Annotated in this window: 24 protein-coding genes; 18 read left to right on the top strand and 6 right to left on the bottom strand. The window is 74.5% G+C overall.

Features of this window, described 5'->3' with window-relative positions:
- The first annotated feature begins 86 nt into the window (after positions 1–86).
- Positions 87–497, top strand: a complete 411-nt coding sequence (locus ACGRHY_RS23995; protein ID WP_394637384.1) for an SRPBCC family protein — start codon at positions 87–89, stop codon at positions 495–497.
- A 102-nt stretch (positions 498–599) separates the two neighbouring features.
- The gene (locus ACGRHY_RS23990) at positions 600–1,001 is read left to right on the top strand and encodes an OsmC family protein (protein ID WP_394637383.1); all 402 of its coding nucleotides are present in this window, start codon (positions 600–602) and stop codon (positions 999–1,001) included.
- Positions 1,002–1,192: 191 nt separating this feature from the next.
- Here ACGRHY_RS23990 and ACGRHY_RS23985 read toward each other — a convergent pair whose 3' ends face one another.
- Positions 1,193–2,050, bottom strand: coding sequence for a 3-hydroxyacyl-CoA dehydrogenase family protein (locus tag ACGRHY_RS23985; protein ID WP_394637382.1), 858 nt, complete (start codon positions 2,048–2,050; stop codon positions 1,193–1,195).
- A gap of 286 nt (positions 2,051–2,336) precedes the next feature.
- Here ACGRHY_RS23985 and paaI point away from each other — a divergent pair, with 286 nt between their 5' ends.
- The 5 genes from paaI (at position 2,337) to ACGRHY_RS23960 (ending at position 7,766) form a co-directional block, all read left to right on the top strand.
- Positions 2,337–2,798, top strand: a complete 462-nt coding sequence (gene paaI / locus ACGRHY_RS23980; RefSeq protein ID WP_394637381.1) for a hydroxyphenylacetyl-CoA thioesterase PaaI — start codon at positions 2,337–2,339, stop codon at positions 2,796–2,798.
- The gene (gene paaK, locus ACGRHY_RS23975) at positions 2,795–4,135 is read left to right on the top strand and encodes a phenylacetate--CoA ligase PaaK (protein WP_394637380.1); all 1,341 of its coding nucleotides are present in this window, start codon (positions 2,795–2,797) and stop codon (positions 4,133–4,135) included. The genes paaI and paaK overlap by 4 nt, the downstream gene beginning before the upstream one ends.
- Before the next feature lie 138 nt (positions 4,136–4,273).
- On the top strand, positions 4,274–4,759 hold the full coding sequence (locus tag ACGRHY_RS23970; protein WP_394637379.1) for an MSMEG_6728 family protein: 486 nt from the start codon (positions 4,274–4,276) through the stop codon (positions 4,757–4,759).
- Between the two features lie 197 nt (positions 4,760–4,956).
- Positions 4,957–6,711, top strand: a complete 1,755-nt coding sequence (locus ACGRHY_RS23965) for a SpoIIE family protein phosphatase (RefSeq protein WP_394637378.1) — start codon at positions 4,957–4,959, stop codon at positions 6,709–6,711.
- A complete protein-coding gene (locus tag ACGRHY_RS23960; RefSeq protein ID WP_394637377.1) occupies positions 6,708–7,766 on the top strand; it encodes a cobalamin-dependent protein in 1,059 nt (352 codons plus the stop codon). Before ACGRHY_RS23965 ends, ACGRHY_RS23960 begins: the two co-directional genes overlap by 4 nt.
- 81 nt (positions 7,767–7,847) lie before the next feature.
- Here the strand turns inward: ACGRHY_RS23960 and ACGRHY_RS23955 are convergent, their stop codons facing one another.
- The 3 genes from ACGRHY_RS23955 to ACGRHY_RS23945 all read right to left on the bottom strand — a co-directional run bounded on the left by ACGRHY_RS23955 (position 7,848) and on the right by ACGRHY_RS23945 (position 12,847).
- Entirely contained in the window at positions 7,848–8,321 is a 474-nt protein-coding gene (locus ACGRHY_RS23955) for a hypothetical protein (protein ID WP_394637376.1), read from the bottom strand.
- Positions 8,321–10,849 (bottom strand): molybdopterin oxidoreductase family protein, encoded by a 2,529-nt coding sequence (locus ACGRHY_RS23950; protein WP_394637375.1) that lies wholly within the window; start codon positions 10,847–10,849, stop codon positions 8,321–8,323. The genes ACGRHY_RS23955 and ACGRHY_RS23950 overlap by 1 nt, the downstream gene beginning before the upstream one ends.
- A 138-nt stretch (positions 10,850–10,987) precedes the next feature.
- Positions 10,988–12,847, bottom strand: coding sequence for a SpoIIE family protein phosphatase (locus tag ACGRHY_RS23945; protein ID WP_394637374.1), 1,860 nt, complete (start codon positions 12,845–12,847; stop codon positions 10,988–10,990).
- A 310-nt stretch (positions 12,848–13,157) separates the two neighbouring features.
- On the opposite strand from ACGRHY_RS23945, the gene ACGRHY_RS23940 reads away from it, so the two are divergent.
- From ACGRHY_RS23940 to ACGRHY_RS23930, 3 genes are all read left to right on the top strand, one after another.
- Positions 13,158–14,405 carry an FUSC family protein gene (locus tag ACGRHY_RS23940; RefSeq protein ID WP_394637373.1) on the top strand — a complete coding sequence of 416 codons (1,248 nt, stop codon included), beginning with the start codon at positions 13,158–13,160 and terminating at the stop codon, positions 14,403–14,405.
- A 155-nt stretch (positions 14,406–14,560) separates the two neighbouring features.
- Positions 14,561–15,580, top strand: a complete 1,020-nt coding sequence (locus tag ACGRHY_RS23935) for a sigma-70 family RNA polymerase sigma factor (RefSeq protein ID WP_394637372.1) — start codon at positions 14,561–14,563, stop codon at positions 15,578–15,580.
- A 264-nt stretch (positions 15,581–15,844) separates the two neighbouring features.
- Positions 15,845–16,594 carry an SDR family oxidoreductase gene (locus ACGRHY_RS23930; RefSeq protein ID WP_394637371.1) on the top strand — a complete coding sequence of 250 codons (750 nt, stop codon included), beginning with the start codon at positions 15,845–15,847 and terminating at the stop codon, positions 16,592–16,594.
- Positions 16,595–16,770: 176 nt separating this feature from the next.
- Here ACGRHY_RS23930 and ACGRHY_RS23925 read toward each other — a convergent pair whose 3' ends face one another.
- Positions 16,771–17,727: an alpha/beta fold hydrolase gene (locus ACGRHY_RS23925; RefSeq protein WP_394637370.1), complete on the bottom strand. Its 957-nt coding sequence runs from the start codon at positions 17,725–17,727 to the stop codon at positions 16,771–16,773.
- Positions 17,728–17,956: 229 nt separating this feature from the next.
- Positions 17,957–18,631 (bottom strand): DUF4230 domain-containing protein, encoded by a 675-nt coding sequence (locus ACGRHY_RS23920; RefSeq protein WP_394637369.1) that lies wholly within the window; start codon positions 18,629–18,631, stop codon positions 17,957–17,959.
- A gap of 370 nt (positions 18,632–19,001) precedes the next feature.
- Between ACGRHY_RS23920 and ACGRHY_RS23915 the strand changes: the two genes are divergently transcribed.
- From ACGRHY_RS23915 to ACGRHY_RS23880, 8 genes are all read left to right on the top strand, one after another.
- Entirely contained in the window at positions 19,002–19,727 is a 726-nt protein-coding gene (locus ACGRHY_RS23915) for a hypothetical protein (RefSeq protein WP_394638178.1), read from the top strand.
- Entirely contained in the window at positions 19,724–20,011 is a 288-nt protein-coding gene (locus ACGRHY_RS23910) for a BON domain-containing protein (protein ID WP_394637368.1), read from the top strand. Before ACGRHY_RS23915 ends, ACGRHY_RS23910 begins: the two co-directional genes overlap by 4 nt.
- The gene (locus tag ACGRHY_RS23905) at positions 20,008–20,772 is read left to right on the top strand and encodes a metallophosphoesterase family protein (protein ID WP_394637367.1); all 765 of its coding nucleotides are present in this window, start codon (positions 20,008–20,010) and stop codon (positions 20,770–20,772) included. The genes ACGRHY_RS23910 and ACGRHY_RS23905 overlap by 4 nt, the downstream gene beginning before the upstream one ends.
- A gap of 77 nt (positions 20,773–20,849) precedes the next feature.
- Positions 20,850–22,640, top strand: coding sequence for a RecQ family ATP-dependent DNA helicase (locus ACGRHY_RS23900; RefSeq protein ID WP_394637366.1), 1,791 nt, complete (start codon positions 20,850–20,852; stop codon positions 22,638–22,640).
- 146 nt (positions 22,641–22,786) lie between these two features.
- Entirely contained in the window at positions 22,787–23,524 is a 738-nt protein-coding gene (locus ACGRHY_RS23895) for a FadR/GntR family transcriptional regulator (protein WP_394637365.1), read from the top strand.
- A 292-nt stretch (positions 23,525–23,816) separates the two neighbouring features.
- Complete coding sequence (locus tag ACGRHY_RS23890) at positions 23,817–24,584, top strand: (Fe-S)-binding protein (RefSeq protein ID WP_394637364.1); 768 nt, start codon at positions 23,817–23,819, stop codon at positions 24,582–24,584.
- A complete protein-coding gene (locus ACGRHY_RS23885; RefSeq protein WP_394637363.1) occupies positions 24,581–26,128 on the top strand; it encodes a LutB/LldF family L-lactate oxidation iron-sulfur protein in 1,548 nt (515 codons plus the stop codon). Before ACGRHY_RS23890 ends, ACGRHY_RS23885 begins: the two co-directional genes overlap by 4 nt.
- Positions 26,125–26,754 (top strand): LutC/YkgG family protein, encoded by a 630-nt coding sequence (locus ACGRHY_RS23880; RefSeq protein WP_394637362.1) that lies wholly within the window; start codon positions 26,125–26,127, stop codon positions 26,752–26,754. Before ACGRHY_RS23885 ends, ACGRHY_RS23880 begins: the two co-directional genes overlap by 4 nt.
- Positions 26,755–26,840 lie beyond the last annotated feature (86 nt).

Genomic DNA, 26,840 nt, shown 5'->3' with positions numbered 1-26,840 from the left:
GTCGGACGGAGAAGGCGGGGATGCCCGGCCCGGATGGGGGTACGCAGTGCCGGGTCCGATGCCGTACGACCCGAAAGTGGGATCCGGTGAGCGAGTACGAGCGTTCCCGCACCATGCCCGCCCTGCCCGAGCTGGTCTTCGACCAGGTCAGCGATCCGGAGCGGCTGGACCGCTGGCTTCCGTCGGACCTCCACGCCCATGTGGAGGATCCCCCGGCCGTGACCGTGCACGAGGACCGCACCGGGCACGACGTCCGGGCCCTGTTCCGCACCCGGCCCGAGCAGTTGCGGGCGGAGTGGGGCACCCGCGACGAGGGCGCGTACGCGGGCTGGCTGCAGGTGGCGGGCATCGGCAGCGGAGCCAGCGAGGTGACCGTGCACCTGTCCTTCTTCGACGAGGGCCATGCGCCCTCGCGGGAGGAGATCGGCACCTCCCTCGACCGGAGCCTGGAGAGGCTGGCCGAGGAGGTGCGGATGCGCACCGAGGACGCGGGCTGACGCGGGGGCCCGGCACGGGGCCTGCGGGAGGCCGGCCGGCGCCCGCGGGGCGTCACGCGTTCGGGGGCGCCTCCCGCCGGAGCGCACGGGTAGACCTTCCCCATGGCCCCAACCCAACAGGATCTGTACACCGCCCAGGCCCGCTCCCTGCACGGCACCGGCCGGGTGGACGTCTCCGGGAGGGCCGGCCTCCCGGTCGGTGCCCCGGGCGAGCTGGGCGGCAGCGGGCACGGGTACGACGCCGAGCAGCTCTACGCGGCCGCGCTGGCCACCTGTCTGCACCAGGCGCTGGTCATCGCGGCCACCGAGACGGGTGTGGACCCCTCCGGCAGCGAGGTGACCGCCCGCGTGCGGCTCAGCAACGGCGGCGCCCAGCACTACCGCTTCGACGCCACCGCCGACGTCTCGCTGCCCTCCGCCGAGGGGGACCGGCGCAGGCGCGTCATCGAACAGGCCCTGCGCATCTGCCCGATCAGCGACCAGCTGGATCCTCCTCCGGCGTAGGGGCCCGGGCCCCTCCCGGACCGAGGACGGCGCGGACGGCGGCTCGCGGGGCCGGCGGACCGGGATCTCGCCGACTTCGGCCACGTACAGGCGTCCGTCCGGCCTGATGCCGAATCCGTTGCGGGTGAGGCGGACCGCCCGCCGGCTGTACTCGCGGGGCCGGAACCGGGGTGCGTCGGTCCTCCCGGGTGTCAGTCCTCCCAGGTGTAGAAGCCGCGGCCGGTCTTGCGGCCCAGCTCGCCGCGGGCGACCTTCTCCCGCAGCAGCTCCGGCGGCGCGAAGCGCTCGCCCAGGGTGCCGTGGAGGTACTCGGCGATGGCCAGGCGCACGTCGAGGCCGACGAGGTCGGTCAGCCGCAGCGGACCCATCGGGTGCTTGTAGCCCAGGCTCATGGCGGCGTCGATGGCCTCGGGCTCGGCGACGCCCTCCTCCACCATCCGGATCGCCTCCAGGCCGAGGGCCACGCCCAGCCGGCTGCTGGCGAAGCCGGGCGAGTCCCTGACGACGACGTCCTTCTTGCCCAGTGCGCGGGTCCACTCCAGGGCCGCCCGCACGGTGTCGTCCGCGGTCCGCCCGGCCACGACCAGCTCCACCAGGGCGGAGGCGGGCACGGGGTTGAAGAAGTGCATGCCCAGGAACCGCTCGGGGCGGGCCAGCGCGGTGCCGAGTTCGGTGACTGACAGGGAGCTGGTGTTGGTGGCCAGCACCGTCGACTCGCCCACGGCCTTCTCCGCGGCGGCGAGCAGCCGGGCCTTGAGGGCGGGGTCCTCGGGGACGGCCTCGACGACCAGTTCGGCGCCGACGGGCAGGTCGTCCACGGCGGTGACCGTGGTGACGCGTGCCAGGACCCGCTCGGCGGGCTCCTCCAGCCTGCCGCGCTCGGCGGCCCGGCGCAGACCGGTGGCGACGCGCTCCAGGGCCGCCGCGGCGGCCTCCTCACCGCTCTCGACGACGACCACGGCCGAGCCGGCCGTCGCGAAGGACTGCGCGATGCCCGCGCCCATCCGTCCGCCGCCCACCACGCCGACGGTTCCCGGTGCCGCTGCCATGAGCTCTCCTCGTGTCTGTCGCGTCCGCTGCCGTGCCCGCCGTGTCCGCCGCGCCGCGTGTGCCCGTCAGCACGTGCGTGTGCCGCACAGGCACCGGGGCGCACGGCGGGGGCAGGGCGACCGTACCGGCGGGCGTCCCGTCCCTTGACAGGGGGTCCGGGTGTCGGTTTATCTGGCGTCGCCGCAAAGCTAACCGAATGGTCGGTCGGGCTCAAGAGCCGCGGGGCCGGGCCCGCTGTGCTCCATGACGGCCGACGACGGCCCACGACGGAAGTGGTGGAGGCGCATGACACAGCTCACGCAGGCCGGACAGGGCCCCGCCCAGCGGATGTTCGCCGCCGACCGGGCCTCCCGGGGCCTGGGCATGGAGCTGCTCCGGGCCGGCGACGGCTCGGCGGCGGTGCGGATGACGGTGACCGCGCACATGGTGAACGGCCACGGAGTGGCCCACGGCGGCTTTCTGTTCACACTCGCCGACACAGCGTTCGCCTGCGCCTGCAACAGCCGCGGCCCGGTGACCGTGGCGGCCGGCGCGGACGTCGTCTTCACCGCTCCCGCCCGCGAGGGCGACGTGCTGCTGGCCGTCGCCGAGGAGCGCGCCCGCTTCGGCCGCAGCGGCGTCTACGACGTGACCGTCCTGCGGGAGGCGGACGGCCTGGTGATCGCCGAGTTCCGCGGACGCAGCCGCGCCGTCGGCGAACGCGGCACGGGCGAACGCGGCGCCACGGCGGGGAAGGAGTCGTCATGAGCGGCGGGCCGGCCGCCGGCCCGGCCCCGCGACCGGGCCGGGCGCCCGCCCCCGACTCGCTGGACGCGGCCGAGCGGATGGACCGCGAGGAGCTGCGCGCCCTCCAGCTCGACCGGCTCCGCTCCACCCTGCGGCACGCGTACGACAACGTGGAGCACTACCGGCACGCCTTCGAGGAGGCGGGCGTCACGCCGGAGGACTGCCGCTCCCTGGCAGACCTCGCGCGCTTCCCGTTCACCACCAAGGCCGGTCTGCGCGACACCTACCCCTACGGCATGTTCGCCGTCCCGATGTCGCGGGTGCGCCGGCTGCACGCCTCCAGCGGCACCACCGGACGCCCCACCGTGGTCGGTTACACCGAGGACGACCTGGAGGTGTGGGCGGACGTCGTCGCCCGCTCCATCCGGGCCGCCGGCGGCCGCCCCGGGCACAAGGTGCACGTCGCCTACGGCTACGGCCTGTTCACCGGCGGGCTCGGCGCGCACTACGGGGCCGAGCGGGCGGGCTGCACCGTCATACCGGCCTCCGGCGGGATGACGGCCCGGCAGGTGCGGCTGATCCTGGACCTCCGGCCCGAAATCATCATGGTCACGCCCTCATACATGCTCGCCCTCCTCGACGAGTTCGAGCGCCAGGGCGTCGATCCGCGCGACTCCTCCCTGGAGGTCGGGATCTTCGGCGCCGAACCGTGGACGGAGGGGATGCGCCGCGAGATCGAGGAACGCGCCGGGCTGCACGCTGTGGACATCTACGGGCTGTCGGAGGTGATGGGTCCCGGGGTCGCGCAGGAGTGCGTGGAGACCAAGGACGGGCTGCACGTCTGGGAGGACCACTTCTACCCGGAGGTCGTGGACCCGGTCACCGGCGAGGTGCTGCCCGACGGCGAGGAGGGAGAGCTGGTGTTCACCTCGCTGACCAAGCAGGCCCTGCCGGTCGTCCGCTACCGCACCCGCGATCTGACCCGGCTGCTGCCGGGCACCGCGCGCCCGGCCTTCCGGCGCATGGAGAAGGTCACAGGCCGCTGCGACGACATGATCATCCTGCGCGGGGTCAACGTCTTCCCCACCCAGGTCGAGGAGATCCTGCTGCGGGTCCCCGGCGTCGCACCGCACTTCCAGATACGGCTCACCCGCCGGGGCCGGATGGACCACATGACCGTACGCGTCGAGGCCCGCCCGGGTGCCGGGCCCGAGCAGCGCACGGACGCGGCCGCGGCGATCGCCCGGGACGTCAAGGACGGGATCGGCATCACCGTCGATGTCGACGTCGTCGATCCGGAGACCCTGGAGCGCTCGGTGGGCAAGATCCGCCGCGTCGTCGACGCCCGCGAGGACTGATCCGGCGGCGCTGCGGGCGGTGCTCCGGGAGGCGGTAGGCCGGGCACCCGGTCGGCCGCCTCCCGACTGCGGCGCGCGGCGCGGACTGCGATGATCGCAGTCCGCGCCGCGGGGGACGGAAGGGATGGATGGGACACCGTGCAGACGTTCCTGCCGCTTTCCGACTTCGCCGGGACCGCCCGTGTGCTCGACGCCCGGCGGCTGGGGAAGCAGCGGGTGGAGGCCCTGCAGGCGCTGCGTGCCCTGACCGTGCCCGGCTACGGCTGGGCCCGGCACCCGGCCGTGCGCATGTGGACGGGTTACGAGGAGGCACTGGTCCGCTACGGCATGGAGATCTGCCGCCACTGGCGGCTGGCGGGGCGCGCCGACACCTGCGAGGCCACGATGCTGACCGATCTGCGGCACGCGACCGGCATCGCCGTTCCCCGCTCCCAGGGGGAACTGGGGGCGGCCGGTGAGCTGCCGCCCTGGCTGGGCGAGCCCTCCTTCCACCGCAGCCACCGCTCCTCCCTGGTCCGCAAGGATCCCGACCACTACGCGCCCCTGTTCCCCGGTGTGCCGGCCGGCCTGCCGTATGTGTGGCCCGCCTCCGACCGCGGCCCCCGCACCCAGGAGCCGGGGTGAGGTCCCGGCCCGGGGGTACGGGAGGGAGGTGGAGGCGGTCGGGGCCCGCGCGGGCCGGTGGCGGGGGGCGTGGTGGGACGGGTTTGCGCCCGTCACCCCCTCCGCGAGAATCTTGGCAGAGAGCAACCGTCCATCTGCGCCGACCGTCGAAGGGGGGACCGGGCGGAGCACCTCGGGTGCCGTGCCCCTGTTCTTCCGTGAGCAACCCTCCTCTCTTCCCAGACGTCCCCGGGGACGACCACGCCCGGACCGGCGGCGGTGACGGGCCCGCGGCCCCGCATCACCGCGGCCTGGCCGAGCCGGCGGTCGAGTCGGCGCCGGCGCCGGTGGTCGCGGTGGACCGGCGGGGACGGGTGTCGCTGGTGAACGCCGCGGCGCGCGCCCTGCTGCCCGGTCTCGTCCCCGGGGTCCCGCTGGACACAGGCATGGCGCCCGACTGGCTGGTCGCCGCCGCAGGCCGCGGACACGGCGGGCCGGACGCCGAGACGACCGAGGCAGCCGAGACGTCCGGGGCGAAGACGGCGACTACGGCAGCGACGGCGCACGGGCCCCTCCGGGGGCGTGCCTTCACCGCGCACGCCGCTCCTCTGCCGGACGGGCACACCGCCTGGTGGCTGTCGGACGTCACCGGCCGGGAGGACGCCGAGCGGTCGCTGCGGTCGGAACGGGAGAGCACCGCCTTCCTGGCCCGGGCCTCCGCCCGGCTCCAGGCCTCGCTCAACCCGCGCAGGTGCGTGGTGACGACCGCCCGGCTGGCGGCCGGCCACCTCGCCGACGCCGCCGTCGTGGTCCGCCTGTCGCGGGACCGCCGCCCGGAGGTGACCCGGGCGGTCTCCGACGGGCGGCTGGAGGAGGAGACCCTGTCCGCGTCCCCGGAGGAGATGCCGGGGCTGGCCGAGGCACTGGCGGGCTTCCCGCCGCTGTCCTTCCGGTCCGTCGACCCCGGCCGGGTCCCCGCGTGGCTGCTGCCCGAGGGGTTCGGCCGCCCGGCCTCGCCGACGGTCGTCCCGCTGCCGGGCAGCGGCGAGATCGCCGGGGCGATGGTGCTGCTGCGCCGTGCCGGGAGCGAGGACGCCGACCCGGGGGACGACACCGTGACGCGGATCTTCGCCGCCCGCGCCGGTGCGGCGATCTCGGCCGCCGCGCTCTACGCGGAGCAGGTCGCCACCGTCGCCGTGCTCCAGCGTGAGCTGCTGCCGCCCACACTGGAGCATCCGGAGGGCGTGGAGCTGGCCGGGGCCTACCGACCCGCCCAGGGCGCCCAGAGCGTCGGTGGCGACTTCTACGACGTGCACCCGGCCGGCGGGCCCGGCCGGGAGACCGACGTCGTGCTCGGCGACGTGGCCGGCAAGGGCCCGGAGGCGGCCGTTCTGACGGGGAAGGTCCGCAACACGCTCGCGGCGCTGCGGCTGGTCGAGTCCGACCACGTACGGCTGCTGGACCTGCTCAACCGCGCGCTGCTGAGCGGCCCCCAGAACCGGTTCGTCACTCTGGTGCTCGCCTCGTTCGGCGCCCCGGACCCCGGCACCGGCCGGGTCACCCTGCGGCTGACCTCGGCCGGGCATCCGCCGCCGCTGATCCTGCGGCGCGACGGGACGGTGGAGGCCGCCCGCACCTCGGGCACGCTGATCGGCGTGCTGCCGGATGCTTCCGCGACCACCTGCTCCACCACCCTCCTGCCCGGGGAGACCTGCCTGCTGTACTCCGACGGCGTCACCGAGGCCAGGGGCGGGCCCTACGGCGAGATGTTCGGGGAGGAGCGCCTGGCCGACGCGCTGGGCTCCTGCGCGGGCCTGCACGCCCAGGCCGTCGTCGAGCGCGTCGGGATGCTCACCTCCGAGTGGCTGGCGGGCCGGGAACACGACGACATCGCGCTGGTGGCCGTCACCGCGGCCCACCGCACCCCGCTGAGCGCGGTGGGCGGGACCGTCCGTTCGGGAGACGACCGGTGAGCCCGGGGGCGGAGTCCCTCGGGAGCCGGATGGAGAACTTCTGGACGGCGCTGGAGAACGCGGACGAGCACTGGGCCGTCGCCCAGGTCACCGAGGCGCTGGACCGGGGCTTCGCTCCCGAGGACGTCCTGCTGGAGGTCATCGCGCCCGCGCAGCGGCAGGTCGGCGTGCGCTGGGCGGAGAACCGGCTCACCGTCTCCCAGGAGCACGCGGCCACCGCCGTCAGCGACCGCGCCGTCACCGCGGTCGCCGGCCATCCGGCGGCCCGGGTCCCGGCCCGGCTCGGCCGGGTCACCGTGGCCTGCGCCGACGGCGAGTGGCACACGCTGCCCGCCCGGCTGGTCGCCGAGGTGCTGCGGCTGCGCGGCTGGCACGTGGACTTCCTCGGGGCCCATGTGTCCATCCGGCAACTGGTGTCCCATCTGCACTCCACCGGCCCGGACGCGGTGGCCCTGTCGTGCTCCCTGCCCGTACGCCTGCCCGTCGCCCACGCGGCCGTCACCGCCTGCCGGGCCGCCGGTGTGCCCGTACTGGCGGGAGGCGCCGGGTTCGGCCCGGACGGCCGCTACGCCCGTCTGCTGGGCGCCGACGGCTGGGCCGGCAGCGCCCGCGGCGCGGCCGAACGCCTCGCGGCGGGCATCCCGCCCCCGTCCGCGCTCCCCCCGACCGCCGAGGAGGCGCTGCCGCATCTGGCCGACCGCGAGCACGCCCTGGTCGACGAGGCCCGCCGTCGGCTCGTCGACGACGTGATGGCGGTGCTGCCCGAACGGTTCCCGCAACTGCGGGAGTACACCGGACGCCGGTGGGAGTACACCGTCGAGGATCTCCAGCGCGTCGTGGAGTACCTGGTGGCCGCGCTGTACGTCGACGATCCGGGGTTGTTCGAGGGCTTCACCGCGTGGACGGGCCGGATCATGACCGCCCGGAACCTGCCCGTCCACGCCCTGTCCGCGGTACTGGAGGCCATGGCCGACGCCTTCCGCGAGCTGCCCCGCGCCTCGGCGTACGTCGCCGCGGCGCGGGCCGCGCTCGAACGCGGACTCCGTTCCCCTTAACCGTGATCCGCCCCGCGGGTGGGGAGCGGCCCCTCCGGCCGGTGCGGCGCCGGGGCGCGGTCGGGCCGGGCCGGCTCGCGGTCAGCCCGCGACCAGCAGCGCCTGCGGGGCCGCCGCCCTCAGCCGGGTGTTGAGCCAGGACAACTGGCGGCCCGTCTCGCCCTCGCAGTGGTGGGCGAGTTCCAGCAGCTCGCGGTCGCGCGCCCCCTGGGCCGCCTGGGCGACGGCCGTCCAGGTCGTCTGGACGAGGGCGCCCAGCACGTACAGGTCCTGAAGGTCGCGCAGCAGCCCGACGGGCCCCTCCCGCACCCCGGCGAGCCCGTCGGCGTGCAGCCGCTCGGGCTCCTCGACGTCCTCGCCGGCGGCCTGCTCGCCGTAGCGGCGGGCGACGGGGGTCAGGCGGCGGACGTGCTCCTCGCTCATCCTGGCCAGGGTGTCGCAGACGTGGTACACGTCGGCCTCCGCGGCATGCCCCTCCCCCACGGTGCGCAGGGCCTCGGCGAGGGTCCGCTCGCTGCGGTGGAGCAGGCCCACGTAGACGGCCAGGTGGGACATCAGGACCTCCCCGGGGCGGCGACCTCGGCGATGTGGCCGGGGTACTCGGGGGCGGCGGCGGGGTCGCCCGGGTAGTCGGGGGTGGCGGCGGACTCGGCGGAGGTGTCCGCCTCCGGCCCGCCCCGGGTGGGCGGCACGGGAGCGCCGGCCGGCTCGGAGGCGGTCGTGGTGGGCGCGGGGGCGGGGCCGTCGCCGCCGGCGGCCTTCACCACCCGGCAGGCGGCCGTCTTGAAGTACGGCTGCTTGGAGACCGGGTCCCAGATGGTCATGGTCAGTTCGTTGGCCTGCCGGGGCGCGCCGTCGGACGCCGCCTCGTCCGGGTCCCAGCGGCCGTAGTGGAAGGGCGCGAACACCGTGCCCTCCCGCACATGCCCGATCCGGGCGCGTACCTCGATCGCCCCGCGCGGCGACTCCACCCGCACCCGGTCGCCCTCGGCGATCCCCAGCCGCCGCGCGTCGGGGACGGACAGCTCCACCCAGGCGTCGGGCGCGGCCCGGTTCAGCTCGCGGGAGCGGCCGGTCTTGGTGCGGGTGTGGAAGTGGTAGGCGGTGCGCCCGGTGGTGTACAGCAGCGGGTACTCCTCACCGGGTTCCTCGTGGGGCGGCACGTAGGCCGCGCCCTTGAGGAAGGCACGTCCGGCAGGTGCCTCGGCCCGGTACTCGGTGGGGGTCACCGTGCCGCCGGTGAGCAGGTCGTGGCCGTAGCTCTCGCAGTATCCGGGGTCGGTGTTGAACACGCCGTCCGCGTAGAGCCGGTCGGTGCCGTCGGGGTGCTCCTCGTCGCAGGGCCAGGGGATGCCGGTGGGGCCGCGCAGCTTTTCGTAGGACAGGCCGCTGTAGTCGCAGGGACGGCCGCGGCTGCACTCGCGCCAGGCGTCGAACGCCTCCTCGGGGGTGCGCCACTTGAGCAGCGGGGCGCCGCCGGAGTCGCGGAAGTCCATGGCGTCGGCGTACATCAGGAAGATGTCCAGGTCGCTCCTGGCCTCGCCGGGCGGCTCGACGGCCTTGTCGGACAGGTGCACGACGCGGCCCGCGTTGGTGTAGCAGCCGGTCTTCTCGCCCCAGCCGGCCGCGGGCAGCACCACGTCCGCCAGCTCCGCGGTCTCGGTGAGGAAGAGGTCCTGGACGACCGTGAAGCACTTCTCGCCGCCGAGGATCCTGCGGACGCGGGACGACTCGGGCATGGAGACGGCCGGGTTGGTGGCCGAGATCCACAGCAGTCCGATGGAACCCTGCTCGGCGTGGCGGAAGATCTGCATGGCGTGGGTGGGCGGGGCCCAGTGCGGGATCGTCATCTCGTCGACGTTCCACAGCTCCGCCAGCTCGCGGACGTGCGCGGGGTTGCCCCAGTTGCGGAAGCCGGGCAGATCGCCGTCGGCGCCGCACTCACGGGTGTTCTGGGCGGTGGGCTGGCCGTTCATCTGGAGGACACCGGCGCCCGGGCGGCCGATCATGCCGCGCAGCAGATGCAGGTTGTGCACGGCCACGGCGGCGGCGGTGGCCTGGTGCGACTGGTAGAAGCCCTGCAGCACGGTGGACAGCACCCGCTCGCTCTCCCCGAAGATCCGTGCCGCGCGCCGTACGTCGCCGGCGTCCACGCCGCAGATCCGGGCGGTCTCCTCGGGCGTGCAGGACTCCACCGTCTCGCGCAGCTCCTCCACGCCCAGGGTGTGGCGCCCCACCCACTCCTCGTCCACCCGGCCGTTCGCGAAGAGTTCCCGGGTCAGGCCGTTCATCAGGGCCATGTTGGTGCCGACCCGGGGCGCGAGGTGGACGCCGCCGGTGCGCTCGGCCTCCTCGGCGACCTTGGTGCGGCGCGGGTCCACGCACACCACCTTCGGCGGGTCGTCGGCGCGGGTGCGGTCCAGCACCCTTGTCCACAGCACCGTCTGGGTCTCGGGCATGTTGTGGCCGAAGAGGAAGAGCGCGTCGCAGTGCTCGACGTCGGTGTAGGAGCCGGGCTGCCCGTCGGTGCCGAAGGACTCCTTGAGGGCGGCGGCACTGGTGGCCGTGCACAGCCTGGTGTTGCCGTCCATGTGGGGGGTTCCCAGACCGGCCTTCCCGATCACGGCCAGGGTGTAGTACTCCTCCAGGAAGAGCTGGCCGGAGGTGTGGAAGCCGTGGGACAGCGGGCCCTTCTCAGCCAGCAGCCGCCGGGAGACCCCGGCGATCCGGCCCATCGCGGTCTCCCAGTCGGTCTCGGCCAGGCGGCCGTTCTCGCGCACCAGGGGCCGGGTGAGCCGGTCCGCGCTGTTCGCCCAGGGCCAGCTCCCGTACAGACCCTTGGGACCCAGCCGACCGTGGTTGACCACGTCGGTCGCCACCCCGCGCACCCCGACCATGCGCCCGCCCCTGACGGCGATCTCGCAGCCGCAGCCGTTGCTGCACAGCACACAGGCGGAGCGCACCCAGCGCTCGACGTCCTCCTCCGCCACCCCCTCCTCCAGACGGCGGTCGACCCGGGCGGGCCACACCGTCCCTCCGGCGTGCGGCGTGCGGGGTCCCCAGATGTCGGCGATCCGGTCCATGCGCTTCCTCTCCCTGCCTGCTCCCGGCCGTGCGTGCCGTGCCACGCGGTACCCCGGGCTGCGGCGGAAATGCGCACCCGGGGGCGTCTTCCCTCCGGGGGGCGGGCGGCCGGCGTACGGCGGAGGGTTCCGGGATCCTCAGGGCAGCGGCGGCCGGTCGGTTCCGTGGGGCGCCTGCGTGAAGACCTCGTCCGCGCCCAGCGCCTCGGCCCCCGGGGCCGACCTGGAGGGGTCCGCCGGGCTGTGCGCCGGTTCGCCGCGCGACGGCGGCGGGGTGAGGTCTCCGGGGCCCCCTTCCCCGTACCGCGGCAGCCGCAGGGCCAACAGGGCGACATCGTCGCCGCGGGGGTCCATGCGCTCCAGCAGCTCGTCGCAGAACTCCTCCAGATCGTGGCGGGCCAGGGCGGAGGCGTGGCGGCACAGCAGCTCCATGCCGGTGTCGATCGGCCTGGTGCGGCTCTCCACCAGGCCGTCGGTGTAGAACACCACCGTCGCCTCCGGCGGCAGCTCCTCGTGGGCGTCGGGCCAGTGCAGCCCCAGGTTCAGGGTCGCGCTCATGCCCAGCAGGGGGCCGTGGCCGGCTTCCAGGAAGCGGGTGCCGCCACCGGGCGCGACCAGCAGCGGCGGGGGGTGCCCGGCGTTGACCCAGTGCAGCCGCCAGGGCCCGCCCTCACGGCCCTCGATCCGGGCGAAGACGACGGTGGCCATGGGGGCGTCGCTGGTGTTGGTCATCGCCTCGTCCAGACGGCGCATGATCACGCTGGGCGGCTCCATGCGGTCCCAGGCCAGGGCGCGCAGCATGTTGCGGACCTCGGCCATGTGGGCGGCGGCCCTGAGGTCGTGGCCCACCACGTCCCCGATGACCATCGTGGTGACGCCGTCCTCCAGCAGGAAGGCGTCGTACCAGTCCCCGCCGATCTCGGCCGCCACCTGGGCGGGCCGGTAGCGGGCGGCCATCCGCAGATGGTCGACCTGGGGCAGCGGGGTCAGCAGCTGGCGCTGCATGGTCTCGGCGACATGCCTCTGCTGGTCGAAGAGGCGGGCGTTGTCCATGGCCAGCCCGGCCCGGCGGCCGATGTCCGCGAGCATCATCGCCTCGTCCTCGGTGTACGGGGGCGAGTCGCCGGTGCGCGCCGCGGTGAAGGCGCCGAAGACCTGGCGGCGGCTGTGCAGCGGCACCACCACGGCGCTGTGCCCGCCGAACCGGTCGAACAGCCGCCGATGGGCCACCGTGAGCGGCGTGTCGGGTTCGCGCGCGAGGTCCCCGGCGTCCAGCAGGACCGTCTCGGCGTCGCGCAGGGCGCGCACCGGGCCCGCGCCCGCGGACTCCGCCGCCGGCGGCGGCAGAGGTCCCTCCAGTTCACCGGCCGCTGCCGGGTCCGCGGCACTGTGCACGGCGATGCGCCGTACCTCCTCCGGCTGCCCGGTGAACACGTCCACCGCCGTCCAGTCGGCCAGGTCCGGCACCAGCATCCGGCCCAGCTTCCGGAGCACCTGGGGGATGTCCAGGCTGGAGATGAGGACGGAGGAGACCTCCGACACCAGGGTCAGCCGGGCGGTCAGGGCCTCCAGCGCCTCCAGGTAGGCGGCCGTCTGCCGCTCGGCGGCCCTGCGCACGCTGAAGTCGTGGAAGGCGAGGACCAGTCCGGCCGGTTCCCCCAACAGCTCCAGCGGGGCGGCCGACCAGATGACCGGGATGGTGGTGCCGTCACCCCGCAGCAGGTACTCGTCGCCCCCCTCACGCGGGCGGCCGTCGGCGAGGACCGCGAACATCCGGCAGCTCTCCCTGGGGATCTCCGCACCGTCCGCGTCGCGGTGCAGCAGGTCGTGCATGTCGCGGCCCAGCATCTCCGCCGCCGGCCGCGCCACCATCCGCTCGGCCCGGGGGTTGGCTGCGATCAGGCGGCCCGTGGCGTCCGTGGCGTAGACGCCCGCGCCCAGGCTGTCGAAGACCGCGCGCAGGACACCGGGCTCCCGCGTCCGGTCGGCCCCGCTCATCGCCCCTCCGTCCCTGCTGGTCCCACTGCCCTTCACCGCCTCCTCGCCCGGCCGGCCGCGGTGTCCCGCCCTGCCCGCGCCGGCACCGCGCACCCGCGTACGCCAGGGCCGCGGAACTGCCGGTTACCCGGTTCCCGCTTTCCCAGACATTCCGCACCGCCGGGCGGGCGTACTCCGCCCGGGTGGGCGGGATGCGACGGGCGGCCGGGGGCACGGCCATGGACCGCGGGGGGACGGTGGGAGGGACAGCCGGGTGGGACGGTGGGAGGAGAGCCGGTATCGATCTTTCCCGGACGGGAAGGGCCGTAGTGTGCCTGAAGTTCCCGAACCCGTGATCGAGCTGGTGCGGCGGCGCAGGGAGCCGGTGGTCGTCCAGGCCCTGCGCTCCACGGCGGCCGCGACGCTCGCCTACTCCGCCGCCCTCTGGCTGACCGACGCCCGGGCCCCGCTGCTGGCCCCGCTGACCGCGCTGCTGGTCGTCCAGGTCACCCTCTACGCCACGATCACCAGCGGCATCACCCGGGTCAACGCCGTGGTGACCGGGGTCACGGTCGCCGTCGGTTTCAGCGTCCTGGTGGGCCTGAGCTGGTGGAGTCTGGGCCTGCTGATCCTCACCTCCCTGGCCGTCGGGCACCTGGTGCGGGCCGGCGTCTTCATCCCCGAGGTGGCCATCAGCGCCATGCTGGTGCTCGGGGTGTCCCACGCCACGGACCTGGCGCTGAGCCGGGTGCTGGAGACCCTGATCGGCGCCGCGGTCGGCCTGCTGTTCAACTTCCTGTTCGTGCCTCCGGTGTGGGTGCAGCCCGCCGAGGAGGCACTGGTGGACCTGGCCGACCGGATGCGGCGGCTGCTGCTGCGCATGGGCGAGCAGCTGGGCGTCCCGACGCCGGTGCACCGGGCGGCCGCCCGGCTCCACGAGGCCCGGCGGCTGGACAACGACATCGCACAGGTCGACGCCGCGCTCGTACAGGCCGAGGAGAGCCTGCGCCTGAACCCCCGGGTCAAGGAGGCGCTGCTGTCCCGGGTCGTGCTGCGGACGGGCCTGGACACCCTGGAGATCTGCACCACCGTGATACGCGCGATGTCGCGGACCCTCACCGACCTCGCCAGGGCGCGCGAGGAGGAGCCGCTGTTCCCGCACGAGGTGGCCGAGGCCGTGGAGGAGCTGTTCGGCAACGTCGCCAGAGCTGTGCAGAGCTTCGCCGTCCTGGTCACCAGCACCGACAGCGCCAGTTCCGAGGAGGCGGAGGACCGGCTGGCGGCCGAGATGGAGGCCGGGCGCGCCGGGCGCGAGCGGGTCGCGCACCTGCTGCTCGCCCGCGTCCAGGAGCACCCGCGCCAGTGGCACCTGCTGGGGGCCCTGCTGTCGGAGTTCGACCGGGTGCTGGACGAGCTGGACGTGGAGAAGCGCTCGACGCGCCTGGCGGAGGAGCTGGACCGCTACACCCGCGAGGAGCGGGACCGGCACCCGGTGCTGTACGAGCTCAAGCGCCGTTTCCGGCTGCCCCGCGGCCGCCGTCGCCGCCGCGGTCCCGACACCGACCGGGCGGAGGTGTGAGCGCACCCGGGCCGCGTCGGGGCGCGATTGTCAGTGGCCGGTGGTTTGCTGGGAAGCGGTCGGCCAAAACCTCGGCGGGCCGGTCCGTGAGTGTTCCGCTCCCCCGCCGCCGGGCGGAGGGCCCGGACGAGGGGCAAGGGTCACAGGGAGTCTCGATGAGTGACGTCGCGACGGCGGGCAGCACGAAGGGCGCGGCCGCGCGCGAGTCCGCTCAGCCGGAGCAGGCGGAGCTGCGGCTGGAACGGCACCGGGTGGAGCTGACGGGCTACTGCTACCGGATGCTGGGCTCGGCCTTCGAGGCGGAGGACGCCGTACAGGAGACGATGGTGCGCGCCTGGCGCGCCCTGGAGCGTTTCGAGGGCCGTTCCTCACTGCGGTCGTGGCTGTACCGCATCGCCACCAACGTGTGCCTGGACATGCTCGGGGGCAGCGGGCGACGCGCCCGCCCCATGGACCTGTCGTCCCCCTCGGGAGCGGAGAATCCGCCCGGACCAACCCTCCCGGAGACCACCTGGATAGAGCCGATGCCGAGCGGCCGGATCCTGCCCGGCGGCGATCCGGCCGAGACGGCCGTGACGCGGGAATCGGTCCGGCTGGCCTTCATCGCGGCCCTCCAGCATCTGCCGCCCCGGCAGCGTGCGGTACTGATCCTGCGCGAGGTGCTCGCCTGGCGGGCGAGCGAGGTCGCCGAGCTGCTGGACACCACGGTCGCGTCGGTCAACAGCGCGCTCCAGCGCGCCCGCGCCACGCTCGCCTCCGCCGAGATCACCGCCGGCGGGAGCACGGATCCGATGGACGAGGAGCAGCGCGCTCTCCTCGCCCGCTACGTCAGCGCCTTCGAGTCCTACGACCTCGACGCCCTCACCGCTGTGCTGCACGACGACGCGACACTGTCGATGCCGCCCTACGAGCTGTGGCTGCGCGGCCGGGACGAGATACGGGCGTGGCTCACCGGGCACGGCGCGGGCTGCCGGGGGTCACGCCTGGTACCGGTCACGGCGAACGGCTGCCGGGCTTTCGGGCAGTACCGGCCGGATCCGGACGGCGGCTTCTCCCCCTGGGCGTTGCAGGTCGTCGAGGTGTCCGGCGGCCGGATCACCGCGCTCAACTCCTTCCTGGACACCACGCGGCTGTTCCCCCTGTTCGGGCGGCCGGCGCGCCTCGCCCCCCGCTGAGCACCCCCGGTCCGGGCACCGTGCCGTCGGTGGGCACCTCCTCGTCCGGCCCCGTCCAGGCGAGCGTCCAGGCCAGGAGGTGCGGCAGCTCGTCGCCGGCGTCGCCCCGCCGCGCGGCGGTCCGGCCCGGCGGTGCTCCGTACGGGTGAAACGGGCGGTTTCCGTCCGCCGCCGGACGCCCGTCCCCCGTTTCGGCCCTCTGCCGGAAGGGCACCCGGCGCGGACGCCGCAGCGGCCGCAGCGGCCGAGTGAGGAGGCAGCACCGTGGGCGAAGCGGTACGGCTGGACCTGGAGGGCAGGAACGCACTGGTGACGGGCGGCGCCCGCGGTCTGGGCGCGTCCATCACCCGGCGTCTCGCACGGGCCGAGGCCGCTGTGCGGGTGGTGGACGTACGCCGCGGGGAGGGCGAGAAGTTCTGCGCCCGGCTCAGCGAGGAGGAGGGCGCGGACGTCCGCTTCATGGAGGTGGACGTCCGCGACCCGGAGGCTGTCGGGGTGGCCTTCCGGGGGCTGGACGAGGCGTCCTGGCCACTGGACGTCCTGGTCAACAACGCGGCCGTGGACGTCTCCAAGCCGATCGAGCACCTGTCCGCCGAGGAGGTCACCCGGGTGGTCTCCACCAACCTGCTGGGGCCGATGTACATGTGCCTGGAGACCTACCGGCGCATGGTCGCCCGCGGCGGCGGACACATCGTCAACATCCTGTCCACCGCGTCCAACCGCACCTGGACCGAGGCCGGCCCGTACTCGGCCGGCAAGTCGGGGCTGCGCGCCTTCACCCACACCCTCTTCAAGGAGGCGCAGCGCGACTGCGCCGGCATCGGGGTCACCGGGGTGGTCGCGGGGGGTATGGAGACCCCGTTCGTGACGGAACGCTTCCCCGACGCGGACACCTCCAAGCTGCAGAGCCCCGACATCGTGGCGGACGCGGTCATGTGCGCGCTGGCGGTCCCCGAGGGCAGCGTGATACCCGAGGTGGTCGTGGTGCCGCGCAGCGAGACGTCCTGGCCGTGACCGGCTCGCGCGGCGTGCCGGTGCCTTCTCCCGCCCCTGTGGCGGGGCGGGAGCGGACGACGTCGTCGTACGGGGCCGGGCCGGTGTGATCGGCTTCCGGGGCTCGGTCACCCACTTCTCCCCGTCCCCGGGGCACTCCAGGCACAGCTCCCGCGCACAGGGGGCCGTGAGGGGCTTCAGCCGCCGTGCCCGGGGCCGCCCGCCGCGGAGCCCGGGGAGGCGGTGCCGCAAGAGGCGGGAGCACCGGGGGCGGTGACGCGGTCATCCGCGCGGGCGGCGTTGCGGGCGATGGCGTCGGCGAGGAGCGGCCAGAGCTGTTCGGGCAGGTCGTGTCCCATGCCGGGGACCATCAGGAGTTCGGCGCCGGGGATCGCGGCTGCCGTCGCCTCGCCGCCGGCGCGGTCGACGAGGGGGTCGTCGGCGCCGTGGACGACCAGCGCCGGAGCGGTGACGGTCCGCAGGTGCGGTGTGCGGTCGGGCGAGGCCAGGATCGCGGCGTACTGGCGCGCGAAGCCGTCGGACCGGGGGGAGCGGTCGTAGGCGGCCTCGGCACGCTCGCGCAGTTCCCCGGGGTCGGCCGGGTAGCCGGGCGATCCGATGACGGAGAACGAGCGCACGCCCCGCTCCCCCGCCTCCCGCCGGTCGCGGGGCGGTGGTGCCGCCAGCGCGGCCAGCGCCTCGGGAGTGCCCCGGCCGACGGAGCGGTCCCCGGTGGTGGACATGATCGAGCACAGCGAGCGTACCCGCGACGGGTGGTCGATCGCGAACTGCTGGGCGATCATGCCGCCCATCGAGGCTCCGGCGATGTGTGCGGCCTCGACCTCCAGGACGTCGAGCAGGCCCGCGGCGTCCCGGGCCATGTCGGCGATGCGGTAGGGAGCGGTGGAGGTGTCGCCCGCCAGGACGGCCCGGAAGTCCGGGGGCGGGCAGCCGTCCAGGAATGTGGACAGACCGCAGTCGCGGTTGTCGTAGCGGACGACGCGGAAGCCCCGGTCGGCGAGCATCCCGCGGAATTCCGGGTGCCAGGCGGTCATCTGGGCGCCGAGCCCCATGATGAGCAGCAGCACCGGCCCCTCCGGGTCGCCGAAGGTGTCGTACTCCAGTTCCATCCCGTTGGACAGGGCACGCGGCATGTGTTCCTCCTCGGCGGGGCCCGGCCGGGGCCGGGGCGGTCGGCTTCCGCGGCCGTCGGGCGGTACGCCGCCCGTCGCCGGGCCGTGCGGGGCCCGCCGGGCGGGTGCCACCTACCAGCCGGTCGGTACGATAGCGGGGCAGCTTCCCGGAGGGAACGGCGGAAGGCTCCCCGGCCGGGCGGCCTCCCGCGACCGCCCCGTGCCGGACGGGGCACACCGGCACCCGCGTTCAGCCGCGCCCGCCCCCTTCCTCTCCGAAGGTCACCGAGACCTGCTCGAACCCCAGGGAACGCAGCAGGTTCTCCAGCATGTCCTCGGTGTTCGCCTCGGCCCGCTTCGCCAGTCCGCTCTCCTTCGCGGCCTCGCCGATGTGCTCGACCGCGAGCCGGTGGACCTCCCGCTCGTCGCCCGGATTGTCGGAGAAGAGGTCGCCGAGCCGGTCGAGCAGGCCGCGTTCCTTGGTGACGGCGTACGAGCGCTCGGCGTCCAGCGAGGGCTTCTCCAGCCGGGCGTGCGGCAGCCGTACCGCGGCGCCCCTGCGGTCGTCGGTGACCGTGACGGCCTCCTCACCGAGACCGCCGAGGTCCACGTACGCGCCGACGCTGCCCGTGCCGACGAACAGCGTCCGGCTGCCGCGTACCGCGTCCGGCAGGAACTTCGCGTCCTTGTCCAGGTCGACGACGACCTGGAAGGTACCGGAGGCGCCCTCGTAACGGCTCATGTCCCTGAGGGACTTCAGCACCGCGGGGCCGGTGCGGTCCTCGGTCTCGGTGGCGAACGGGTTCCCCAGTTCGGGCAGGAGGCGGAGCTGCCCGGCCAGCAGCGCTCCGGCCAGCAGGAGGACCACCACGAGGAGCGGGGCGATCCATCTCGGGGAGGACTTGGACCTGTCGGGGCGGACCATCTGCGTGCACCTCCGTCGGCGGCGGGAGACTCCGTCAGATGAGGTGTTCCCCGAAACTTCCGCCGCATGGCAGGGAGTTGGGGCCGTTCCGGAAGAGGCGGGCGCGCCCGCGGACGCCGCGTCGCACCCGCCCGCCGGTCCGTCCGCCCCGCCCGTCCGCCCCGGTGCGCCCGGTATCGGCCGGTATCGAACGGACGACGGCGGGTACCGGTCCTCTCGTGGAAGCCTCCGGCCCCTCCTCGGCCGTACGGCCGAGGAGGCCGGGCCGGCACCTCGCGCCCGCCGACCGCGACCCCGGCGGTCCACCGGGACGGCGGCGCGGTGTCACGGCGGTGGGGAACGACGAGACGACCTGGAGAGCGGAGTGACTGTGACCGAGTATCCGGGCGAGGCGGCACCGGCCGAGCGGAACGCGCCGACCGCCCCGCGCCCGGCGACCGGGCCAGGCGGCGGACAGGGCGGCCGGCAGGACGGCCGGCAGGGGCCGGAGGCCGACGCGGGACTCGATGAGCTGCCCCCGAACCTCACCCAGGCCATTCTGGAGGCCACCAAGCAGGTGGCCTCCCTGCTGAAGGGCGCGGGGCATCCCTTCGCCCTGGCGGGCAGCGTCGCCGTCTACGCCCACGGCGGCCCGGGGAACCTCCAGCACGACGCCGACTTCTGCGTCCTGCCCGAGGACGCCGACGCGGTGGCCGCCACGCTTCGCGACGCCGGGCTGGAGGTGTACACCCCGCCGGAGGACTGGCTGCTCAAGGCCCGGTGCATGGGCCAGGACATCGATCTGATCTTCGAGCTGGCACGGCAGCCGGTGACCCGCGAACTGCTGGGGCGGGCGGGGGAACTGCCCGTGGAGTCGGTCCGCATGCCCGTGCTGTCGGTGACCGACCTGCTCGCCAGCCTGCTGAACGCCTTCACCGAGCACCACTGCGACTTCGGTGCCGTGCTGCCGATCGCGCGGGCCCTGCGCGAGAAGGTCGACTGGTCCCGGGTGCGGCGCGAGTGCGGCGCGGCGCCGATGCCGGACGCCTTTCTCTACCTGCTGGAACGTCTGCAGGTCATCTCACCGGAGGACGACGACCGCGGAGGACGGCCATGACGGACCCTGACACCGGCCGGGGCGACCGGGGAAGCGGCGCGGACAACACCGAGTACCGCATCGCCCACCTGCAGGAGAGGCTCGTGCGCGAGGAGGTCGCCGAACTCGGCATGCGCATCGAGTCCCACGGCGGCGCGGTGGTCGTCAGCGGCACCGTCCCCACCGCCGAGTGCCGCGACACCGTCGTGCGCGTCGCGAAGGAGGAACTGGGCGGCACACCGGTGCGGACCGACATCGTCGTGGCCGACCCCACCGCCCCCGACCGTCCTGAGGAGCTGGCATGATCCGCATCGCAGCCGTGGGTGACATCCACATGGGACCGGACAGCGGCGGAGTGCTGCGCCCCGCTTTTGAGACCCTGCCCGACTGCGCCGACCTGCTGCTGCTCGCCGGGGACCTGACCCGCCACGGCACGCCCGAGGAGATGAGTGTCGTCGCCGAGGAGGTCACGGGCCTGCGGGTGCCGGTGATCGCCGTGCTGGGCAACCACGACCACCAGGACGAGCGCCCCGAGGAGGTCACCGCCGTGCTGCGGGACGCGGGCGTGACCGTCCTGGAGGGCGAGGGGACGGTCGTGGACGTGGACGGCACCGGTGTCGGCGTCGCGGGGACCAAGGGTTTCGGCGGAGGGTTCGCCGGGCGCAGCGGCGGCGAGTTCGGCGAGCCGGTCATGAAGGAGTTCATCCGCTACACCCGCCGCTGCGCGGACGGCCTGCGGGCCTCGCTGGAGGAGCTGGACCGGCGGGGGTGCGCCGTACGGATCGCCCTGACGCACTTCTCCCCCGTGCCCGACACCCTCGCCGGCGAGCCGCTGGAGATCTACCCCTTCCTGGGCAGCTATCTGCTGGCCGAGGCGGTGGACGAGGCGGGCGCCGACCTGGCCGTCCACGGGCACGCCCACGCGGGCACCGAGCACGGCCTGACCAGCGGCGGGGTGCGGGTGCGCAACGTCGCCCAGCCGGTCATCCGGCGCGCCTTCGCGGTCTACCACCTGGAACCCGGCCCGGAACGCGGGGCCGGGGCGCTGGCCGGGGCCTCCCGCTGAGCCACCGCCGCGTCCGCCGGAGCGCCGGGGCGCCGTTCCGCACACCCGGCCCCGTGCGTACGAGAGGAGAGCAGGCCGTGCACGACGCCACCGGGTCCGGCCGCGGTGCGGCCACCTACGCGGAGGACAGCGCCCGGGCCGGGCTGGAGCGTGTCGCCGCGGAGGTATTCGGCTGGAGCGAGCTGCGCCCCGGCCAGGCCGAGGCCATGGAGCAGGTGCTGCGCGGCCGGGACACGCTGGTGGTGATGCCCACCGGCGCGGGGAAGTCCGCCGTCTACCAGGTGCCCGCGGTGCTGCTGCCCGGTCCCACCGTGGTGGTCTCCCCCCTCATCGCGCTCCAGCGGGACCAGATCGAGGGGCTGTCGGGAGGCGGGGCGCCGGACGCCCCGAAGGCCGTCGCGGTCAACTCCGCCCAGGGCACGGGCGAGACGGCCGAGGCCTGGCGGGCCGTGCGCGAGGGGGACGCGGAGTATCTGCTCCTCTCCCCCGAGCAGCTGGCCAAGGACGAGGTGGTGGAGCGGCTGGCACGGACCGGGCCCTCGCTGTTCGTGGTCGACGAGGCCCAGTGCGTCTCCTCCTGGGGCCACGACTTCCGGCCGGACTACCTCCGCCTGGGGCACGTGGCGCGGCGGCTGGGCCGTCCCACCGTCCTCGCTCTGACCGCCACCGCCGCCCCTCCCGTGCGCGAGGAGATCACCGAGCGCCTGGGCATGGAGCGCCCCGCCCGGATCGTCGCCGGCTTCGACCGTCCCAACCTCCGCCTGGAGGTGCGCGGTTTCCTGGACGGGGCGGACAAGCGCCGGGCCGTGGTGGAGCGGGCCGCCACCGAGCCCAAGCCGGGCATCGTCTACACCGCCACGCGCCGGGAGGCGGAGGAGTACGCCGGGCAGCTGGCGGAGCTCGGCCTGTCGGCCCTCGCCTACCACGCGGGCCTGCGGCCGGCCGAGCGCTCCCGCGCCCACGAGGCGTTCCTCGGCGGCGGGCTGGACGTGGTGGTCGCCACCTCCGCCTTCGGAATGGGCATCGACAAGCCGGACGTGCGGTTCGTGCTGCACGCCTCCGTGCCGGGCTCGCCGGACGCCTACTACCAGGAGATCGGCCGGGCCGGCCGCGACGGCGCCCCGGCACTGGCCGTGCTGCACTACCGGCCCGAGGACCTGGGGCTGCAGAAGTTCTTCTCCTCGGGGCACACCGACACCGGGACGCTGACCGACGTCGCCGAGGCGGTGCGCGGCCGCGGCGCCCCGCTGCCCGTGGCGCGGGTGCGCGAGCGGACCGGGTTGTCCGCCAGCCGCCTCACCGCCGCCGTCAGCCTCCTGGAGGAGGCCGGGGCGGTGGCCGTCACCCCCGGCGGCGAGCTGGCGCCCGCCGGGGAGCTCGGCCCCCGGGAGGCCGTCGGCCGCGCGGCGGAGCTGGCCGAGGCGCGGCACAGGCTGGAGCGGTCGAGGGTGGAGATGATGCGCGGCTACGCCGAGACCGCCGGCTGCCGCCGCCGTTTCCTGCTGGGCTACTTCGGCGAGGAGTACGAACCGCCCTGCGGCAACTGCGACAACTGCCCGGCGGCCGGGGAGGAACGGGAGCGGACGCGGGGCGGCGACGGCCGTGGGCCGGAGCGGTACGAGGAGCGCGGGGCACGCGGCCTGCCCGAACGGCCTGTGCCCCGCGCCGGAGAGGGGCCGCGACCGGACGCGGGCCGGTTCCGCGCCGGGGCACGGGTGCGCCACCGCGAGTGGGGCGAGGGCCTGGTGATGAGCGAGGAGGAGGACCGGATCACCGTCCTGTTCGACACGGTCGGCTACCGCACCCTGTCGCTGGACGCCGTGGTCGGGCAGGGGCTGCTCGCCCTCGGCGAGGAGACGGACGGCTGACCGGGCCGGGCTTCCGCCGGGCGCATGAGAGCACCTCCGGTCTCCGGTGTCGCCCCCGACGGTCCGCGCATTGATCGGACCACAGTTACGATGACCCGGGCGGGCATGCAGGCCATGCTCCGTGTGTTCGAGACGGGGAGGCGCCGGTGACGGCCCAGTGGCAACCCGTGCGCCGGTCGCGCACGCACGAGCTGGTGCTGGAGAGCATCGAGCAGCGGGTGCTCGCGGGTGAGCTCAGGGCGGGCGACCGGCTGCCGCCGGAGCGGGAGCTGGCGTCGGCACTCGGGGTCAGCCGGTCCGCGCTGCGCGAAGCGCTGCGGGTGATGGAGGCCATCGGGGTGCTGGTCGCGAACGTGGGGCGCGGCCCGGACACGGGCGCACGGATCGTGCGGAATCCCGACGACGCCCTCGGCCGGGTGCTGCGGCTCCATCTGGCCCTGGGCAGTTACGACCTCGAGAACGTGCTCGAGGCCCGCGTCGTGCTGGAGCGCTCGAGCTTCGAGGCCGCCGCCCGCCGCGCGTCCGAAGAGGACCTGGCCGAGGCGCAGACGCTGCTCGCCCGGATGCGCGAGGCGGGATCGGACGCCGCCGCCTACAACGAGCTGGACACCGCCTTCCACGTGCTGATCGCCCGCAGTTCGGGCAACAACCTCGTCTCGACGCTGACCTCCGCCGTACGGGAGTCCGTGCGCGGCCTGATCCTCCGGGCGGAGGAGGCCTCGGCGGACTGGTCGTCGACGGCCCAGGGGCTCGACGCCGAGCACGCGGAGCTGCTGCGGCTGCTGCGGGCCGGCGACGGGGCCGCGGCCGCCGACCTGGTGGAGCGGCACATCCGCGGATTCCACGGCGCCCTGGTGCGCCCGGAGGGGACCGGCACGGCCTAGCACCGGGAAACGCCGCCGGGCCTCGGCCTCCGAAGCGGGGCCGAGGCCCAGGTCACACCGGGTGTCGTGCGGTGTCCCCACGGCGCCGGGCCACCGGTCCCTCACTCTCCCCTCTCAAGGGCGGCTCGGGGCACGCCGCCCGTCACCGAAGTCCCGGAGCAGCGCGTCCGAACCCGGCCCCTGTCCTCCGACGACGAGAACATGTATGGTCCGACCAAAATTCGGTCCACCCTTTACGCACTCACTGCGCTCGGCATATGGTCGGACCACAAGTAGATTCGTGGAGGTCCTCATGCGGATCGGACTCTTCGCCACCTGTCTGGGAGACACCCTGTTCCCCGACGCGGTGAGAGCGACGGCGCTGCTCCTCAGCCGCCTCGGCCACGAGCTGGTGTTCCCGCCGGAACAGACCTGCTGTGGCCAGGTGCACATCAACACCGGGTACCAGCGCGAACCGGTGCCCCTGGTACGCGACTTCGCCGAGCAGTTCGGCGACCGCGCCATCGACGCCGTCGTGATGCCGTCCGGCTCGTGCGCCGGATGCGTGCGCCACCAGCACCGGATGGTCGCCGAACGGTACGGCGACCCCGCCCTGCGCGCCGGGGTCGCGGCCGTCGAGGGCAAGACCTACGAGCTGTCGGAATTCCTGGTCGACGTCGCGGGAACCGTGGACGTGGGGGCGTACTTCCCGCACCGGGTCACCTACCACCCGACCTGCCACTCGCTGCGTATGCTGCGTGTGGGCGACAAACCGCTGCGGCTGCTGAGAGCCGTCGAGGGCATCGACCTGGCCGAAATGCCCGAGGCGGACGCCTGCTGCGGCTTCGGCGGCACCTTCGCCGTCAAGAACGCCGCGACATCCTCCGCGATGCTGGCCGACAAGGTCGACCGGGTGATGTCCACGGGGGCGTCCGTGTGCACCGCCGGGGACACGTCGTGCCTGATGCACATCGGCGGCGGCCTGTCCCGGATCCGCTCCGGAACCCTCGCGCTCCACCTGGCCCAGATTCTCGCCGCCACCCGTACCTCGCCGTACCCCTTGTCGGAGGCCGCACGATGAGCAGCACCTTCCTCGGCATGCCCGCACCCCCTCCCCGCGCCCCCTACGGCGAGGGCCGGCTGCGCGGCGAGCGCACGTTCCCCGAGTCGGCCGTGGCCGGGCTGCGCGACGGGCAGCTCCGTGACAACCTCCGCAGGGCGACGCACACCATCCGTGCCAAACGCCTGGCCGCCACGGAGGAGCTGCCCGACTGGGAGGAGCTGCGCGCCGCCGGCGCGGCGATCAAGGCCGACGCCATGAGCCGGCTGCCCGAGCTGCTGGAACGGCTGGAGGCCAACGTCGCGGCGGCCGGAGGCACCGTCCACTGGGCGAGGGACGCCTCGGAGGCGAACGGGATCATCAGGGATCTCGTCGCCGCCACCGGCAGCCGGGAAGTCGTCAAGGTCAAGTCCATGGCCACCCAGGAGATCGGCCTCAACGAACACCTGCGCCGTCACGGCATCACCGCGCACGAGACCGACCTCGCGGAGCTGATCGTGCAGCTCGCGGACGACCGGCCCTCCCACATCCTGGTTCCCGCGATCCACCGCAACCGGGAGGAGATCCGCCGGATCTTCCTCGATGGGATGGCAGGCGTCGATCCCGCACTGACCTCCGTGCCCGCGGAACTGGCGGCCGCCGCCCGCGCCTGTCTCCGCGAGAAGTTCATGACCGTCCCCGTCGCCGTCTCCGGTGCCAACTTCGGGATCGCCGAGACCGGCACCCTGTCGGTGGTCGAGTCCGAGGGCAACGGCCGCATGTGCCTGACGCTTCCGCGCACCCTGATCACGCTCATGGGCATCGAGAAGGTCCTGCCGCGCTACGCCGACCTGGAGGTCTTCCTCCAGTTGCTGCCGCGTTCCTCCACCGGCGAACGGATGAACCCCTACACCTCGCTGTGGAGCGGCGTGACACCGGGCGACGGCCCCCAGGAGTTCCACCTGGTGCTGCTCGACAACGGACGCACCGCCGCGCTCGCCGACGCCGTCGGCAGGCAGGCGCTGAGCTGCATCCGCTGCTCGGCCTGTCTCAACGTGTGCCCGGTGTACGAGCGGGTCGGCGGGCATGCCTACGGGTCGACCTACCCCGGCCCGATCGGCGCCGTGCTCACCCCGCAGCTCGCCGGCATGCACGAGGCGGAGAACGACCCGAACGCGTCGCTTCCGTACGCCTCGACACTCTGCGGCGCCTGCTACGACGCCTGTCCCGTGAAGATCGACATACCGTCGCTGCTGGTGGAACTGCGCCACCAGAACACCGAACGGAGCGGCCGGACCGCCGAGCGACTCGCCATGCGGGCCGCCGCCGCCGTCATGAGCCGGCCGAAGCTGTACACGGCGGCGCAGAAGGCCGCCCGGCTGGGCCGGGTCGCCGCCGGGCGCGACGGGAAGATCTCCCGCCTGCCGCCTCCCCTCGACGGCTGGAGCGACAGCCGTGACACACCCGCACCACCCCGGCGGAGCTTCCGGGAGTGGTACGCCTCCGACGCGGGCCGCCGCGCCCTCGCCGACGCCGTGCCCGAGACCACCGACGACACCGGCGACACCGGCGAGGAGGAGCGGTGACCGCACGCGAGACGGTGCTGGGCCGTGTACGGGACGCGCTGGAGATCGCCCCGCAGCCGACCGTCACGGTGGAACGCGCCTACCTGCGGGACCGTGTCCTGCCGGACGGCGAACGCCTGGCACTGTTCACCGACCGGCTGGTGGACCACGGGGCCCGCGTCCACGCCTGTACCGCCGCCGGGACCGCCGCGACCCTGGCGGAGGTCCTCGACGGGCTCGGCGCCCACCGGATCGGAGTGCCCGCCGGCCTCGAGCCGTCCTGGCTCGCGGACTGGGACGGCACCGCCGAGGAGGACGGCGCCGATGTCCCCGTGGCACGGCTGGAGTCCCTCGACGCGGTCGTGACGGCCTCGGCGGCGGGCTGCGCCGAAACCGGAACGGTCTTCCTCGACGGCTCGGCCGGCCAGGGGCGCCGTGCCCTGTCCCTCGTCCCCGACGTCCATGTGTGCGTGGTGGAGCTGTCCTCGGTGGCCGCCGGTGTCCCGGAGGCACTGGCCCGGCTGGTCCCCGAACGGCCGACGACTCTGATCAGCGGGCCGTCCGCCACCTCCGACATCGAACTGGAGCGGGTGGAGGGCGTGCACGGGCCGCGCACCCTCGTGGTGGTGGTCCGCACGGACGTGTGAGGTCCGCACCCGCCGTCCCGTTAGACTGACGGCGGGTGGCCCCGGGGACGGCCCGGGCACAGCTCCGGAGCGTGGAGGAGAGATCC

Source organism: Streptomyces shinuiensis, assembly GCF_043660855.1.
GTDB lineage: Bacteria > Actinomycetota > Actinomycetes > Streptomycetales > Streptomycetaceae > Streptomyces.
Note: the sequence above shows the minus strand (reverse complement) of the source record. Positions and strands in the feature narration are given on the sequence as shown.

Coding starts and splice junctions, on each gene's coding strand:
- ACGRHY_RS23990 (WP_394637383.1), top strand. CDS start 600: ATGGCCCCAACCCAACAGGATCTGTACACCGCCCAGGCCCGCTCCCTG.
- ACGRHY_RS23985 (WP_394637382.1), bottom strand. CDS start 2,050: ATGGCAGCGGCACCGGGAACCGTCGGCGTGGTGGGCGGCGGACGGATG.
- paaI (WP_394637381.1), top strand. CDS start 2,337: ATGACACAGCTCACGCAGGCCGGACAGGGCCCCGCCCAGCGGATGTTC.
- paaK (WP_394637380.1), top strand. CDS start 2,795: ATGAGCGGCGGGCCGGCCGCCGGCCCGGCCCCGCGACCGGGCCGGGCG.
- ACGRHY_RS23955 (WP_394637376.1), bottom strand. CDS start 8,321: ATGTCCCACCTGGCCGTCTACGTGGGCCTGCTCCACCGCAGCGAGCGG.
- ACGRHY_RS23950 (WP_394637375.1), bottom strand. CDS start 10,849: ATGGACCGGATCGCCGACATCTGGGGACCCCGCACGCCGCACGCCGGA.
- ACGRHY_RS23945 (WP_394637374.1), bottom strand. CDS start 12,847: ATGAGCGGGGCCGACCGGACGCGGGAGCCCGGTGTCCTGCGCGCGGTC.
- ACGRHY_RS23935 (WP_394637372.1), top strand. CDS start 14,561: ATGAGTGACGTCGCGACGGCGGGCAGCACGAAGGGCGCGGCCGCGCGC.
- ACGRHY_RS23925 (WP_394637370.1), bottom strand. CDS start 17,727: ATGCCGCGTGCCCTGTCCAACGGGATGGAACTGGAGTACGACACCTTC.
- ACGRHY_RS23920 (WP_394637369.1), bottom strand. CDS start 18,631: ATGGTCCGCCCCGACAGGTCCAAGTCCTCCCCGAGATGGATCGCCCCG.
- ACGRHY_RS23910 (WP_394637368.1), top strand. CDS start 19,724: ATGACGGACCCTGACACCGGCCGGGGCGACCGGGGAAGCGGCGCGGAC.
- ACGRHY_RS23905 (WP_394637367.1), top strand. CDS start 20,008: ATGATCCGCATCGCAGCCGTGGGTGACATCCACATGGGACCGGACAGC.
- ACGRHY_RS23890 (WP_394637364.1), top strand. CDS start 23,817: ATGCGGATCGGACTCTTCGCCACCTGTCTGGGAGACACCCTGTTCCCC.
- ACGRHY_RS23885 (WP_394637363.1), top strand. CDS start 24,581: ATGAGCAGCACCTTCCTCGGCATGCCCGCACCCCCTCCCCGCGCCCCC.